Annotated in this window: 16 protein-coding genes; 3 read left to right on the top strand and 13 right to left on the bottom strand. The window is 43.5% G+C overall.

Annotated features, from left to right (window positions below; translation table 11 throughout):
* Window positions 1-133: 133 nt before the first annotated feature.
* From A5875_RS17950 to A5875_RS17915, 7 genes are read right to left on the bottom strand one after another with little or no spacing between them, the layout of a single operon-like run.
* Complete coding sequence (locus A5875_RS17950) at window positions 134-1,543, bottom strand: PASTA domain-containing protein (protein ID WP_088934959.1); 1,410 nt, start codon at window positions 1,541-1,543, stop codon at window positions 134-136.
* Window positions 1,536-2,210, bottom strand: a complete 675-nt coding sequence (locus tag A5875_RS17945; RefSeq protein ID WP_088934958.1) for an ABC transporter ATP-binding protein — start codon at window positions 2,208-2,210, stop codon at window positions 1,536-1,538. Before A5875_RS17945 ends, A5875_RS17950 begins: the two co-directional genes overlap by 8 nt.
* A gap of 14 nt (window positions 2,211-2,224) precedes the next feature.
* Entirely contained in the window at window positions 2,225-3,700 is a 1,476-nt protein-coding gene (locus tag A5875_RS17940) for an FtsX-like permease family protein (protein ID WP_088934957.1), read from the bottom strand.
* A 48-nt stretch (window positions 3,701-3,748) separates the two neighbouring features.
* Complete coding sequence (locus tag A5875_RS17935; RefSeq protein ID WP_088934956.1) at window positions 3,749-4,423, bottom strand: ATP-binding cassette domain-containing protein; 675 nt, start codon at window positions 4,421-4,423, stop codon at window positions 3,749-3,751.
* The gene (locus tag A5875_RS24190; RefSeq protein WP_242551135.1) at window positions 4,420-5,679 is read right to left on the bottom strand and encodes a hypothetical protein; all 1,260 of its coding nucleotides are present in this window, start codon (window positions 5,677-5,679) and stop codon (window positions 4,420-4,422) included. Before A5875_RS24190 ends, A5875_RS17935 begins: the two co-directional genes overlap by 4 nt.
* Before the next feature lie 53 nt (window positions 5,680-5,732).
* Window positions 5,733-6,824 carry a sensor histidine kinase gene (locus A5875_RS17920; protein WP_088934955.1) on the bottom strand — a complete coding sequence of 364 codons (1,092 nt, stop codon included), beginning with the start codon at window positions 6,822-6,824 and terminating at the stop codon, window positions 5,733-5,735.
* Window positions 6,815-7,483 carry a response regulator transcription factor gene (locus tag A5875_RS17915; protein WP_088934954.1) on the bottom strand — a complete coding sequence of 223 codons (669 nt, stop codon included), beginning with the start codon at window positions 7,481-7,483 and terminating at the stop codon, window positions 6,815-6,817. Before A5875_RS17915 ends, A5875_RS17920 begins: the two co-directional genes overlap by 10 nt.
* Before the next feature lie 348 nt (window positions 7,484-7,831).
* Between A5875_RS17915 and A5875_RS17910 the strand changes: the two genes are divergently transcribed.
* Window positions 7,832-8,362: a hypothetical protein gene (locus A5875_RS17910; protein ID WP_088934953.1), complete on the top strand. Its 531-nt coding sequence runs from the start codon at window positions 7,832-7,834 to the stop codon at window positions 8,360-8,362.
* 70 nt (window positions 8,363-8,432) lie between these two features.
* Here A5875_RS17910 and A5875_RS17905 read toward each other — a convergent pair whose 3' ends face one another.
* From A5875_RS17905 to A5875_RS17880, 6 genes are all read right to left on the bottom strand, one after another.
* The gene (locus A5875_RS17905) at window positions 8,433-9,293 is read right to left on the bottom strand and encodes an SDR family oxidoreductase (RefSeq protein ID WP_242551136.1); all 861 of its coding nucleotides are present in this window, start codon (window positions 9,291-9,293) and stop codon (window positions 8,433-8,435) included.
* Between the two features lie 124 nt (window positions 9,294-9,417).
* Entirely contained in the window at window positions 9,418-10,404 is a 987-nt protein-coding gene (lacD, locus tag A5875_RS17900; RefSeq protein WP_088934952.1) for a tagatose-bisphosphate aldolase, read from the bottom strand.
* 12 nt (window positions 10,405-10,416) lie between these two features.
* Complete coding sequence (gene lacC / locus A5875_RS17895) at window positions 10,417-11,343, bottom strand: tagatose-6-phosphate kinase (protein ID WP_088934951.1); 927 nt, start codon at window positions 11,341-11,343, stop codon at window positions 10,417-10,419.
* A gap of 12 nt (window positions 11,344-11,355) precedes the next feature.
* Window positions 11,356-11,871 carry a galactose-6-phosphate isomerase subunit LacB gene (lacB, locus tag A5875_RS17890; protein WP_088934950.1) on the bottom strand — a complete coding sequence of 172 codons (516 nt, stop codon included), beginning with the start codon at window positions 11,869-11,871 and terminating at the stop codon, window positions 11,356-11,358.
* Between the two features lie 26 nt (window positions 11,872-11,897).
* Complete coding sequence (gene lacA / locus A5875_RS17885; RefSeq protein WP_088934949.1) at window positions 11,898-12,326, bottom strand: galactose-6-phosphate isomerase subunit LacA; 429 nt, start codon at window positions 12,324-12,326, stop codon at window positions 11,898-11,900.
* Window positions 12,327-12,358: 32 nt separating this feature from the next.
* Window positions 12,359-13,135 (bottom strand): DeoR/GlpR family DNA-binding transcription regulator, encoded by a 777-nt coding sequence (locus A5875_RS17880; RefSeq protein ID WP_088934948.1) that lies wholly within the window; start codon window positions 13,133-13,135, stop codon window positions 12,359-12,361.
* Window positions 13,136-13,290: 155 nt separating this feature from the next.
* On the opposite strand from A5875_RS17880, the gene A5875_RS17875 reads away from it, so the two are divergent.
* Entirely contained in the window at window positions 13,291-13,782 is a 492-nt protein-coding gene (locus tag A5875_RS17875) for a PTS sugar transporter subunit IIA (protein ID WP_088934947.1), read from the top strand.
* A 41-nt stretch (window positions 13,783-13,823) separates the two neighbouring features.
* Complete coding sequence (locus A5875_RS17870) at window positions 13,824-14,126, top strand: PTS sugar transporter subunit IIB (protein ID WP_010743375.1); 303 nt, start codon at window positions 13,824-13,826, stop codon at window positions 14,124-14,126.
* The last annotated feature ends 9 nt before the right edge of the window (window positions 14,127-14,135 follow it).

The raw sequence follows: 14,135 nt of genomic DNA, 5'->3' as shown, positions 1-14,135 counted from the left end.
TAATTATTTATTAACCAACACAAATAAACTCATTCGTCAATTTATCGAATGAGTTTATAAAAGTTATTCAATTTTATACTAATTTAATTTATGGTTTTGTTATAGAACAGCAGGATTCTCTGCTAAAAGCCAACTATTCGCTTGGTGTTTCTTGATTTTCTCCGTTATCACCTCCATTATTATTGTTTGGAAAGCTCGTAGGGGCCGAGCCGAGATTGCCTAGACTGATATCGATCGATACGGTCAGATTTAACGGAACGTAATCACTAAAATGACTCATGCCTACCACTGTCCCTTTTGGCTGGTCCGAATCGACATGGCGAATAACATAATTGATGTTCGCGCCTTTTGATTGGAACTCATCGTGGAAGTATTTTTGCAGTCCGCCTTCCACCATCGTCCCCCGCAAATCTTTCATGTAGGGCTGACCTAATGAGTATAGAACCTTGATCGTTAAATCATCCTTGGCACTCAGGACCCTTCCCGCTTCGACACTTTGCGAGACTAATTGACCATAAGGCAGATTATCCGTATAGACTCCTTTGGCCTGTACCTGCACTCCTTCTAAAGCGGTACTCGCATCCTCCAAGCTGTACTCTGAAAAATTCGGAACGACATAGCCTTTGCCTAATGAGACAGTGACCGACATTTTATCCTTTTTCGCGATTTTTTCGTCTTTGGCGATACTTTGGTCAATGATATTATCCGCTGGAATATCATTGGAGGTTTTTTCTTCATAGGTTAGATCGATCTCATTGTTTTTCGCCCACGTTTCCACCTCACTGCGGGGCTTGCGCTGAAAGTCTGGGACCTTGATGTCTTTTTGATAGGTCTGTGGCCCTTTTGAATAATAGACTTTGGCGGCATCTTTTCTTCGGTAATTTTCCGGTGTGACCTCCGCGTTGGCAATTTCAGAACGGAGCGGCTGACCTTTTTCGATCGTATCGCTGTATTCTTCAATCAGAGAAAGATTTTCGGCTTTGTTTTCTTTGATCCATCTTTCCGCCTGAGACTTTTTCATCTTCGTAAAATCAGGAAGCGGAATTTTCTCTTCAGGATCGGCTCCTAAACTGTTGGTTACATTTAGTACGCCGCCTTTTTTGACTCGCGATCCGGCTTTTTGTTCCTGCGCCAAGATCGTGTTGGCGTCTTTTCCCCGATCATAGGTCTGTTTGATCTTAGGCTTTACTTTATTCTCCGAGGCCCAGACCTGCACATCCGTCAGGTTTTTCCCAACAAAATTCGGTACTTTGACATGGGTCTGCTGATAATACACGATCCCCAACAGCACACATGCCGCGACCACAGCGAAGAGAATCATGCGACGTTTTCGTTTTTTCTGCTTTTGATAAGAAAGTTCCAGCTCTGTCGCTTCTTGCTGAGAGCGCATTTTTCGTTTAGTTTGTGATTCAAGAGATTCTTCAGCAGAAAAGGCTGGCTGCTTCGGTTCATGGGTTATTTTCTTATCCGGCTCGCGCGGTTCCTTTTCTTCCTTGCGGCGGTCATAATTATCGCCGTTGAAATTCGACAGAAAATCACTCATACGGCAGCAGCTCACCTTGATTTAAATAGAAGGTTTCGTCTGATTGTTCCGCAATTTCTCGCGAGTGGGTCACCACGATCACACATTTGTTGTGGATCGTCGCTAATTCCTTGAAGATCGTCACGATTTCTTCCTCCATTCCCACATCCAGATTCCCCGTTGGTTCGTCCGCTAATATGATGTCCACATTGGTTGCCAAAGCTCGGGCGATGGCGATTCGCTGCTGTTCCCCGCCGGAAAGCTGATTGACTAGCCGATCCGCCTTAGCTTTAGTGATTCCGATATAGTCCAGAAGGTTATACGCGATTTCCGTAGTATCCTTTGGCATTTCATTATCGGTGATCGACATTGCGACTAATACATTTTCCAGTCCAGTCAAATACGGGACCAAATTGTAGTTTTGAAAAATAATGCTGACATCGTCGCGGCGAAAGCGTTCATAGCCAATCCGTTTGATGTCTTCGCCGTTATATAAAATTTCACCAGAGCTCGGCGCATCCAAGGCGCTGATCAGTGATAAGAAGGTGGTTTTGCCCGAACCAGATTCGCCTAAAATCGTGTAAAAACGTCCCTTTTCAAATTTTACCGAAGTGTCCTGCAGGATCATCCGACGCTTTTCACCATCTTGATAGAAATAACTTACATCCTTTGCCTCTAAAATTGTCATCGTCTTCTCTCCTTCTACATCATGATTTTCTTCGGATTCAACCGCATCACGTAGGTCAGCGGTAAAATAGCTGCTAACAGAATCGTCCCAAGTCCGGCGATCAAGAAAGTAGCAATGTACGTGAGTGAAAAACGGACTTCATAGTTGCTTAGCACATCCTGATTTGAAAGTGAAGACCCCAGAACTGAAGCGCCTCCCATCGAAACCACTTGATTTCCGACATTTTGCGCCGCTTGATCCATCGTGTCACCCGCAAGCAACGATTCCGAAACCATTTTTCCTAAAAGATTCCCTGAGATAAGCGAGAGCAATAATGCAGCCAGACTGATCACAAATATTTCCGCAACGACTTGCTTCATGATATTTTTTCGCTGTTCTCCTAAGGATAGATAGATGCCCCATTCGTGACGGCGATCCTTCATAAAGAGCACGACGACTAATGAAATGATCAATAATGAAGCCAAAACCGCTAGTAATACGACATAGCCGGAAATTTTTGACAGACGTTTAACACTGGCACCTACCTTGTCAAACTCATCAGTGGAGGCAACCGCTTTGTATCCTTCTGGTAGCAGCGGTTTGATTTCCGCTTTGAAGGCCTCTACATCGTCTGGTGATTTCAGCGTAAAAATCGGCGCAACTTCCTCTTGCATTTCTTCCTCTGAATCAGACGGCTGATTTTCTGCCTCGATTTTATTGATTTCACGAACCAGACCGTTGGAGACAAAGGCGGTATTGTACAGCTCCATCTCGGTAATCTGCTGGTTCATGGCCTCTTGACCATTTTTTTCATCACTTTTCTTTTTCTCTAATTTAATTGGTTCAAACAGACCGACGATTTTGACCGCATGCTCCGTCGAATCCTGTGAATCCAGCGTGCCGTCTTCTTTTGGTATCAAGCTGACAGTATCCAGGACCATTTGATCGCCGACAGACAGGCCATTCTCGTCTGCTACCTTTTTCGAGATCAAGGCGACCGGCTTTTTGCCGGCAAGTTCTTCTTTTGTCAACATTCGTCCATCCGTCAGCTTGACCTTCTTATTTTTGAAATCCATCGGTTCGCTGCTGTTGCTGCCCTTTAGGCTCATTGTTTTGTATTCGCCCGTTGAGAACTGGACATTCCCCTGCTGCTTCATTTCATAGGTCTTGAATTTTTTAACATACAAATAAGCTAGGTAGCTGTAATCATAGTCCTTCACATAAGGGGAACTCCCCATTTTTTTGATGGTTTCCTCTTTTAGATTTTCTGGCCGCGTCAAGGCCTGAGTGTCCCCATTTTCGCTTTGCTCTAATAATTTATTCAAATCCAATTCTGGGGCGACGGTCGCTCCCAGCTGCTGCTTCATTTTCTTCTCAACATTGGCTGTTGATTGTTGAATAGCGATCGCTCCGGCAATCACATTTCCTAAAACAAAAATGACGGCAAATAAAATCACTGACTTGCCCTTGGTTCTAAAAATACTGCTCTTCGCTCGTTTCCAATAATTCATCGTAGTATCCTTCCTATTAAAGAACTTGGATGGTTGGAAAGCGCGATCTTAGCTGGGGCGTTGTTCCTTAATAAAGAGTAATTTTCCTCCATTAAGTCCCCATAATTCATCCGCAAAATTAACCGATTGTGTTGATTGAGTGGTAAAGATCAGACAATTTTTCTGTTGTAAACAATAGTTTCTAAGTCTCGCCATGGCAAATAATACTCCGCATTCGCTAAAAACTTTTTCCGGTTCATCGACTAAAACCAGCTTGGCCTTACTTTTGGTCATCAGCTTGGCTAAAGTCACTAATTGACGATCGCTTTCGGATAATCTATTGGTGGGAAGTTTTAACTGATTTTCTGCTAATCCAACGGACAGCAGCAGGCTTTTCAAGCGCTCCTTTTCCGGCTTCTCACCAGAAAGCAAGACCTCCATTTCTAAATTTGCCATGGGCGAATCCTTTAATAAGCTGCCGGTTTGAAACAAACATGCGACTTCACCTCCGCGATAACGATGGCGCTCAAGAGAAGCAATTTCCTGTCCGTCATACGTCAGCGACCCTTTTGTACAAACTGCCAATCCGGCAAAAAGTGCTAATAAGGTTGTTTTTCCGCTGCCGGGATCACCGAAAAGCTGGTAGCTTCTTCCTGTTTGAAAGCTGCCTTCAATCCTATCCAGTGTTTTTATCTCTGAATGCTCATAGCGATAATCCGCCGCTTCCAATATCCATTCGCTCATCTTTTCGCCACCTCCTGTAACGGCTCACGTATGATCTGAGCAATGCGGAGGTTCACCAGCAAAAGCATGATAAACAGACAAGCGCCCGCAAAAATCATTCCGATGTAATCTAACCAGCTAGTCGCAGAAATTTGCTCGAAATGAGGCAGTACCCAATCTATAAAAGGCTCCTGCTCTGCTAGATTCTTTTGAAGCTGAATCAGCCACTCGCCAGTAATCCACCCGCTTAGCCGCTGCGAGGTAAAAGCAGCCGTCAGTCCGAGACCCAAAACCAGTATCAAATTTTCCAACGAGCTGCTAAGCGATAATGTCTTGCGATCGAGTCCCATCAGATACAAGGTATAAAAATCTTGCCGCCGTTTGATATTTAGTTGATAGAAAACCGCGATCAAAACGATGCCTAAAATCAAGGCAACGATCAAGCCGTTAAACACTAAATCCAAAGTATCCTTCGCTGACTGTAACAAGCCCTGCGACCAGTTTTGAGTAATTAATGTGTACTCTTCAAAAGATTTTGTTTTTTTAAAGTCTTTTACGAATCTTTTTAGTGCCTTTTTACTGGTCATTTGAAACATCACATTCGTATCAGGCTGGATGATATTTTGCTGGATCGCCGCGGCAGTTTCCCAGTTAATTAATACGGAATCACTGGTACAAATCTGGTCGGTCGTTGAAAATTCTGCAATACCGACGATTTTTACTTTTTGCTCTTGTCCTTTATTTCCCAGCAAAATGGTATCATTCAGCTTTAGCTTATTTTCTTTGGCCAGTACCCGACTAATGACACAGGTGTCTTTTTCCAGCGGTAATGTTCCTTGGAGCTTTTCTTTTTTAACGGTTAAAAGTACTTTTAAAGAATCGTTGTCCAACATAGTCACTGGCGAATAGCTCCCATTCGTTTGATCTGTTGAGAAACTAGAGTAGTTCGTGATTGTTTGATTTTTAGGCGGAACCAAGGTCGACGAAATAATGCCCTGCCCGTTTAATTGACTCTTTTTTACGTAAGGCAGATCTTTCAATTTTTCATAATCGGTTTTTTTTAATGAAATTGCTTGTCCTGTTTGATTTAAATCTTGCACGCCCTTGACGACTGTTGCTGCCTGTTCGCGGTAATCGGTAAAATAGCCAGTCGCTACCTGATAGATTTGCACCAACGAAAAGACGATCAAGAGAAGCAGAAAAATAAAACTGCCTAGTTTCAAATGACTGAAACGATTGCGTTTAAGATTTAGCCAAGCATGTCGGATGATGATCATCGCTTTCTCTCCTCCTATGAGCGTATCGTAGCAAATCCTCTGTTAACTGAATGTTAACCCACACTAGGAAAACTCAAATAAAACGCCGAGCCTTGTTTTTCCTGACTTTCTAAATAAACAAAGCCGCGACATAAATCACAGACATGCGACACCACCGACAGCCCAATACCGTAGCCGTCTTGCTTTAGTCCATTCACCCGATAATGATGCGAAAAGACCTCCGCCTGCTTCGCTTGGGGAATACCGATGCCTTGATCCTTGACCTGAATGACCACACTTCCATTTTTGTTCGCGATCGTAACAGTGACCAGCTTGCCCTCGCCATATTTGATTGCATTGTCGACTAAATTAGAAACAGCGCGATAAATCCAACGGTCACGCCCTTGAATCAAGGTAGTCTCCTCTTCGTTGAACTCAAAAAGCAAATCCGGATAATTCTTTTTATAGGCATCGCACACCTCCGCACAGACTAAAGAAACATCCACGACCTCATCTCCTAGATCATCGGTGTTATTAGATAGCGTCAGGATATCGTCGATGCTGTCAGTCAGCCGATCCAATAATGCGAGATTTCCCTGATTCGCCTGTTGGCGCTCGATTTCAAGATTCGTCCGTAAAATCGCGATGGCATTCTTTTGCTCATGAGTCAGATAGCTATTCAGACGGCGATAATCCTCTAAATGACCGTCAAATTTATCCTTTAATTTATTGAAGGCCTCACTGAGCACCTCGTCCTTCACGGTATTTTTAGGTAATTGATCAATGAAATTCAGATCGTGGGTGATGGCCAATATTTGATTGCTGTAGATTTTCCGCAGCACCAGCCAAAGTAAAAACGTCAGCAACAAAACCGCCGAACAAATCACTAAAACCATCGCCGGCAAATATTTAAACAATTCATCCTGATAAGCCTTGTCCAGCATCGAAGTACTCAACAGCTGTCCCTTTTTTCCAGTCACCGAGATATCCTCGTCTGAAGTCGAATGAATCTTCGCTTCCGTAAAATAAATATCGTCACCTAGCGTAGAAGCAATATTGACACTCGCTACATTATTGCGCAGAAAGAAAAAGCTCGCTAAAATCACGCCGGTTATCAGCAGTGAGAAGGTCAGCATCGTTACCGTCATTTTAAAATTTAGTCGCATAATTGATACCCCTTTGCACGAATCGTTTTCAAGACTTCCTTTTCCGCCCCTTCAGCTAATTTCTTCTTCAAACGAGCCAAATGAACCCGCAAAACCGAGGAAAAGGGGTCAAAATCCTCATCATAAACATGCTCAGAAATTTCCTCTGAAGAAACCACCGCGGGATGCCGCTGCGCGATGCACAGCAAGATGTCAAATTCCTTCGGCTTCAGTAAAATTTCCTTTTTCTGATAGCTGACCTTCCGACAAACAGGGTCAACCATCAACGCTCCGATCGCAATCTGCGGCAATGCCCGACCATGATACCGCCGAATCACTGCCCGCAAGCGTGCCTTCAATTCTAACAGCTCAAACGGCTTCACCAAGTAATCATCAGCGCCAAAATCCAGCCCCTTCGCCCGCTCTTCAATCTCATCTCGCGCAGTAATGATGATGACCGGACTTTCCACCTCGGAATCTCTTAGACTCTGCAAAACCGCTAGGCCATCCTTTTTAGGCAGGTTCAAATCCAGCAAGATGCCGTCATAAGGAGTCACAAACGCCTTTTCTTCTCCCAGCTCGCCATCATAGGCCAGATCCACCGAAATATTCTCCTGCTCTAGTCCTTTTTTCACCGACAAAGCCAGTTCACGATTGTCCTCGACCACCAATACACGCATTTATCTTCACTCCTCATTTGGATAAAATAATCTTTCTTATTCTTTTTAGAATAGTACAGCCTGTTTGATAAAGTCCATTTCCTTTTTGTGAAGATTTTGAGATTTTTGTCAAAAACAGCTTATTATCAGTATCAATGATCGCTTCAATTTTTTTGTTGATTGAACCATCAGCATTTAATTATCAGTCAAATTAATTTATTTGGTGATAATAAATTAATTTATAAAAGCAATATGCTATAATTTTAGATAAAGAAAAGAAATTTTGTTGTTGATGGAACAAATTCGTTTAGCAGGTAGATTATTTTTGGAAACGTCACTCATTCAAAGATGAAATTGGAGGAGTTAAGAATGAAGAAAAAGAAGCTATCGATTATCATGATGATTATGTTCGTTGGTGTTTGTGTACTGGGTACCTTTGGTTTAAGTTCAAAAGCAGCGGCTGCTGAAGCTCCAAGAGTTGCGATCAATCGGCTATATAATCCCAACTCAGGTGAGCATTTGTTTACTCCGAGTGATTTTGAGCGCGCTACCTTAATTAATTATGGTTGGAAAGACGAAGGCATCGGTTTTTACGGTCAAGGCTATACCACTGAAAAAACTGCGTACGTTAGCCGCGTGTACAACCCTAACGCTGGAGACCATCATTACACCGCAGATCCTAGCGAAGCTGAGTATTTGGTGAAAGTCGGCTGGCACGATGATAATATCGGGTTCCACATGCCTTTTAGTAAGGGGCAACCAGTCTATCGCCTTTATAATCCAAACGCTAAAGCGGGCGCACATCACTTCACACTGCTCAAGAGTGAACGGGATCATTTAATCAAGGTTGGCTGGAAGGACGAAGGGGTTGCTTTCAACGCCTATGATAAGCTGCAATAATAAGAACTTTCGGAATTGCTTTTTTCACAACAACTTTAAAGGCTGAGACAAAATCGTCTCAGCCTATTTTTTATTTCTTATTCAATTTCATTTTGACATACTCTTCAAAACTAGTGGGTTCACGGCCAAGCAGCCACGTCAACACATTGGTATTGCCGTCTAAGCCCCAAGATGTGTACGCATAGGCTAAATGTCTAAAGCCTGCTCGCACATAGAGGTCCGTCGCATCAATTTCATTTAAGAACTCATCGATAAAAAGGAACACGGCCTTCGCCTTCTTCCCTGTTATCTGGTTAAACATATCGACTAGCTCGTTTGGCGTATAGGCCTCCGTGCCGACCAATTCGTAAGTCGCCTTGTTGTGTTTTTCAGGGTCATTCAAGATTTTTATGACTACTTCGGCAACATCCTCCGTTGCGACATAGCCGACTGGGCTGTCGAGATCGTAAAAGATTCGATATTCGTTGGTTTTCGCGACTAGCTGCGGATCGAAGTTATGCATGTAATGCATGGGCTGTAAAATCGTGTACGAAAATTCAATTTCCATGCCTTTATAGATCAACTGCTCTTCCACATCGCGTTTAGCGATATGCTGCATCAGGCTGGTTAAGTTTGGGTGGATAACAGAAACAAAAATGAAGTGCTCAATGTCATAATCGATTGCCTTATCAATTATTTTTTGACCGATCAAGGTTTCTTCGGGTGAGAACAATGGCGGAATGTAGACGACCATCGTTGCATCTTCCATCACTTCATCAAGGAAGTAAAAGTCGGTCAAATCTCCTACCATAGCCTTTTTAATCCCCGGCAGTTTTTTCACCCTAGGATCGATATCCGTCGCCAATACGTCAAAACCTGCTTCTACCAACTTTTGCACCATGATCCGTCCTGTGTTGCCCGCCGCCGATGTTACTAAAATCATTTCGTTCATCTCGCTTTCCATTTTATTTTGTATCCCCTTACTTATTATTTTAGCACTGCTGGCTTTTTCGAGGAAATAATTATATAAAAAGACCATGAACATTTTTCGTCCATGGTCCCATATTCCCCTCTTCTTATGACAATGTTGCAGCTAACACGTCCACTGGGGTAGCTGTTTCTTTCAATACGGCATTTAGCTCTTCGATATTTTTGCGTCCTTGAGTGTTCATCCACTCCACCGCTGCTTCTTTACCATCCACGATGTAGCTTTCCACTCCGTCAGCCCAAGTTGCCCGGCCGCAAAGTACGCCATTGAAGGTTGAGCCGGCATTTTTCGCGAAACGCAGTGTTTCTTGGAACAGCTCTGCCTTTACACCAGCACTCAAGAAGATAAACGGCAGGTTCGTGGCTTCCGACTGCTCTTTGAAGAAGTTCGCAGCTTCGGCTTTGGTATGAATGACTTTCTCTGTCGCGTAGCCTTCCACATAGTTCATATTAACAGGAACTTCTACCTTCAGCACATCAACACCATAACGCGGATCAGAAAACTCCTTCATCATTTCGATTACCTTATGAGGCTTTTTGATCGCATATTCTCTTGAGGTGGCGTCTGAGATATTCGCGTCATAGGAAACCAGTTCTAGGAAGAAAGGCAGATTTTCCGCCTGACATTCCGAGCCGATTCGTTCAATAAAAGCATGCTTTTGATCGTTGATTTCGTCAGATTCATCCACGTCGTAGTAAAGCAGGAATTTGCAGGCATCTGCGCCAGCTTCTTTCAAGCGTTTGACCGACCAGATCGATAATAAATCGGGCAAACGGCCAGGAGTTGAAGCATCGTAGCCGGTTTTTTCATACGCCAGCAAGAGCCCAGCCGTTTCAGCTCTGACACTAGCCGCCGGCAGACCATACTCTGGGTCTAATAGAATCGATGAAGCATATTTCGTTAATTGAGAGGAAACGATTTCTTTAAATTCAATGATCTCTGCTTCTTCGGCGTCGCTGCCTTTGAATTTCGTGATCATCTTCTTCAAGGCTCCACGCTGATCGATAGCTAAAGCTCCGATCACACCATCTTCATTGCACAATTGTTTGATAAATTGACGTTTTTCTTCGTTCATTTCCATATCCTCCTATACTTCCTCTACTTGAATTTGGTCGAATAATGTTTGATAATTGGCTAATTCAACATGCCCTGTGGTGGCTTCCTGTGCGTTTAGCATGCCTAGCACATTGCCTTGCTTCAAGATTGCTTCATCGGACCAGCCCTTTTCGATCGCGGCAGTCAAGCCAGCTACCGTCGCATCGCCGGAGCCAACCGGATTTACCACCGTGATTTTAGGAATAGTGACGCGATAAAATTTATCATGGTGCTTCGCAAATGCACCCTCGCCGCCCATTGAAACAACGATCCACTCGATATCAGCGAACAGCGGATCAAGTAAGGCCGCCTTTAATTCAGCTGCATCACTAGAAACCCTTCCTCCTAATAACCCAGCCAATTCCTCGGTGTTTGGCTTGATCAAGCGCGGTTTCACTCCACCCTTAAGCACTTCCTTCAACGCTTCGCCGGAGCAGTCCAATACAACTGGTTTTCCGCCGCAGACTTGCAGCATTTGACTGTAAAAATCTGTCGGCAAGCCTTCTGGTAAGCTGCCTGAAAAAGAAAGAATATCGGCTTTTTCCGCTAATTGCGCGAAATGCTCCAAGAATGCCGCCGCTTCTGCTTCAGAGATGACCGGGCCGCTTTCTAGGATTTCGGTCTGTTGTCCTTCGTGGAGCACCGCGATACAATTGCGCGTTTCGCCGCTGATAGGCAAAAAGTCGTGTGGGATCTTATTATGATCCAAGTCCTTCTTGATCTCTTCTCCTAAAAATCCGCCGATCATACCGCTGGCTGTCACTTCCGCCTCTAATTGTTTCAAGATGCGGGTAACGTTCAAGCCCTTGCCGCCAGCCGTTTTGCGAACGTTTTTTACCCGATTAACAGTATCCAGCTTGAACGCCTCTAACGGATAGGAAATGTCGATCGAAGGATTCATCGTAATTGTTAGAATCATACGTCTGCCCTCTTAATCGTGGTATTCGCCGCGATCCCATTTTTCGATAAATTCATCGAAGAAATGCGGATCACTTTGATCAGCGCTGGCTTTTTCTACATGATCGATCTTGGCGATCAATTTCTTGTTCTCTTCGGTTTCTTGATATTGTGCATTAATGAAGGCTTCCAAAATGTCGCAGATCAGGAACTCTCCTGTAATCCGGGCACCAAAGCCGATCACATTGGCATTCAATTGCTCTTTGGCATACATAGCAGTGGTCATATCACGCACCAAGGCGCTGCGAATACCAGGAACTTTATTGACGGCATTGTTGATACCGACGCCGGTGCCGCATAAGCAGACACCTAGATCCGCTTCGCCATTCGTTACAGCTTCCCCAACTTTTTTCCCATAAATCGGATAATGCGTCCGGGTAAAGTCATAGGTCCCCATGTCCAACACTTCATGTCCTTTTGATTTTAAGAAATCTGATACTGCCATTTTGGTATCTGTGACGATGTGGTCACAGCCGATTGCAATTTTCATTCTATTCATCCTTTCAACGTTGATTCCTACGCCATTTTATTTAACATATCGACCCTAATTTGATGACGGCCGCCGTCATAATTTGCTTGTAAAAATTCTCTGACAATATTCAAAGCCAGCTCATCGCCGACGATTTTTGCGCCTAGGGTAATCATGCGGGAATTGTTGTGTTCCCTTGTCATGTAGGCACTACGTTCGTCAGAAACCTCCGCTGCCACCATGCCTTTGACTTTGACTGCTGTGATAAAGCTGCCGGCCCCATACCCATCGATGGCTACGCCTAAGCTGCCTTCGTTTTCATTCAAATCATTGGCGATCGCCAACGTCGATTCCACGAAATCCTCCGAAGCAGTCTCACTTTTGTCTACTACTGTAAATCCATTTGCGATCAAGTCTGCCTTGATCACTTCCTTTAATCTCATGCCGTCATTGTCTGAACCAATTACTACACGCATTGCTATTTCCTCCTCTTAATAAAGTCCCTTTTTTACTGAATGATCTTGGTGTATTGCTGATAATAACTCTTCAGTTCGGCTGAAAGAGTAGAATCCGTAAATAGTGCATCAATCTTGCGCAGATCATAAAACGTATAAAAATCACTATGATCGAATTTGTTGGCGTCGGAAACCAAACATTTCTCAGCAGCGTTATCGAGTACGATCTTCTGCAGTGTTCCCTCTTCAATACTAAAATTGGAAACCTCCGGCCCTTTTAAGCCATTGACGCCGACAAAGGCCTTCTTAATCCCGATCTTCTGGACCGCTTCATTGGCGATGGAACCGACAAAAGCACCCGTCTTTTCACGATAGAGCCCGCCTATCAAGTAAAGTTCGAATCTGTTTGTTTCACTTAATAGGTTAAATACCGGAAGACTGTTGGTCACGATCCGTAATGAGGGAGACTCGATATAACGCGTCATCAGCTCGATCGTTGTTCCTGATCCAAGAAAGATCGTGTCGTCTTCTGGATTGATATAGGCTGCCGCATTCTTAGCGATGTATTCTTTTTCCTTCGTGTGCAGCTTCTTCTTTTCGTTATGGGAAAGTTCGTTTGCTTCTATAGAAGAGGTGAAAACTTCCTGATTGTTTATTTTCTGTGCACCACCGTGAACCCGTAAGAGCTTTTTGTTTTGTGCTAGCTCCTCTAAATCTCGTCGAATAGTCATGTCAGAAACATCTAAAACCTCCTGGATAAACTTTACGGTGATCGTCCCATAGCGATCGCACATAGCCAAGATTGATTGTTGCCGCTCTGTTTTCAGCATATGTTGTCCCTCCACACCCTTATAATAGAACATTATCAAACATTAATCAACACTTTATGTTTATTTATTTTTGTTTTATGTTGACAAAGGGAATGTAAGCGATTATACTCAACATGTGAACAAACACAAACGAACTAAGAAAGGAGCTGTTCTGTTTGAAAAAGCTTTTTTTCAAGGACACGACCTACGTTTCTAGTCAGGACACACAAGCAGAAGTTTTTGAGGAAGTTTATTTGGATCTATTAAACAAACAATTAGTTACTGAGGATTTTTTGGAGAGTCTTTTAGAACGTGAGCGTAATTATCCAACGGGTTTGGATCTATCGCCTGTTTCTGAAGTATTGCCGGACATCGCTATTCCCCACACGGAGAGCGACTTTGTACGAACGACTCGGATCATTCCCATCAAATTAAAAAAGGCGATCACCTTCAATAATATGATCTCGCCTAGTGATCAAATTTCGGTTCACTTCCTATTTATGATCTTAAACGAAAATGGTGAAGCACAAGCCGGCATGCTAGCCGACATCATGGATTTCATCAATTCCGTTGACAAGGAAGAATTGTGTTCGTTTTTCAAACTGGAGGACCCAGAAGCGATTTATCAGTTTTTAGAGAAACACTTTACTATGGAAGTTTCTGCATAATCTGCAGGATAAAATAATAATTTTATGAGGAGAGAATAATCATGATCAAAATTTTAGCAGCGTGTGGCGCAGGCGTTAACTCAAGCCACCAAATCAAAAGTGCCTTAGAAACAGAGTTGAACAATCGCGGATATCAAGTCACTTGTGATGCCGTAATGATTAAGGATATCAATGAAGAAATGCTTTCACATTACGATATTTTCGCTCAAATCGCCAATACTGACTTAGGCTTTAACGTAAATATTCCGGTCGTTGATGCAGGTGCTATTCTTTACCGCATCCCAGCTATGGCAGAACCTGTTTACCAAAGCATGGAAAGCGCTATCCAATCACTAAATAAATAGTTACCAAGA

It is taken from the genome of Enterococcus sp. 3H8_DIV0648 (assembly GCF_002140655.1).
Classification (GTDB): domain Bacteria; phylum Bacillota; class Bacilli; order Lactobacillales; family Enterococcaceae; genus Enterococcus_A; species Enterococcus_A hulanensis.
This window is presented reverse-complemented; position numbering and strand designations above follow the sequence as displayed.

Coding starts and splice junctions, on each gene's coding strand:
- A5875_RS17950 (WP_088934959.1), bottom strand. CDS start 1,543: ATGAGTGATTTTCTGTCGAATTTCAACGGCGATAATTATGACCGCCGC.
- A5875_RS17945 (WP_088934958.1), bottom strand. CDS start 2,210: ATGACAATTTTAGAGGCAAAGGATGTAAGTTATTTCTATCAAGATGGT.
- A5875_RS17940 (WP_088934957.1), bottom strand. CDS start 3,700: ATGAATTATTGGAAACGAGCGAAGAGCAGTATTTTTAGAACCAAGGGC.
- A5875_RS17935 (WP_088934956.1), bottom strand. CDS start 4,423: ATGAGCGAATGGATATTGGAAGCGGCGGATTATCGCTATGAGCATTCA.
- A5875_RS24190 (WP_242551135.1), bottom strand. CDS start 5,679: ATGATCATCATCCGACATGCTTGGCTAAATCTTAAACGCAATCGTTTC.
- A5875_RS17920 (WP_088934955.1), bottom strand. CDS start 6,824: ATGCGACTAAATTTTAAAATGACGGTAACGATGCTGACCTTCTCACTG.
- A5875_RS17915 (WP_088934954.1), bottom strand. CDS start 7,483: ATGCGTGTATTGGTGGTCGAGGACAATCGTGAACTGGCTTTGTCGGTG.
- A5875_RS17910 (WP_088934953.1), top strand. CDS start 7,832: ATGAAGAAAAAGAAGCTATCGATTATCATGATGATTATGTTCGTTGGT.
- A5875_RS17905 (WP_242551136.1), bottom strand. CDS start 9,293: ATGAACGAAATGATTTTAGTAACATCGGCGGCGGGCAACACAGGACGG.
- lacD (WP_088934952.1), bottom strand. CDS start 10,404: ATGAACGAAGAAAAACGTCAATTTATCAAACAATTGTGCAATGAAGAT.
- lacC (WP_088934951.1), bottom strand. CDS start 11,343: ATGATTCTAACAATTACGATGAATCCTTCGATCGACATTTCCTATCCG.
- lacB (WP_088934950.1), bottom strand. CDS start 11,871: ATGAAAATTGCAATCGGCTGTGACCACATCGTCACAGATACCAAAATG.
- lacA (WP_088934949.1), bottom strand. CDS start 12,326: ATGCGTGTAGTAATTGGTTCAGACAATGACGGCATGAGATTAAAGGAA.
- A5875_RS17880 (WP_088934948.1), bottom strand. CDS start 13,135: ATGCTGAAAACAGAGCGGCAACAATCAATCTTGGCTATGTGCGATCGC.
- A5875_RS17870 (WP_010743375.1), top strand. CDS start 13,824: ATGATCAAAATTTTAGCAGCGTGTGGCGCAGGCGTTAACTCAAGCCAC.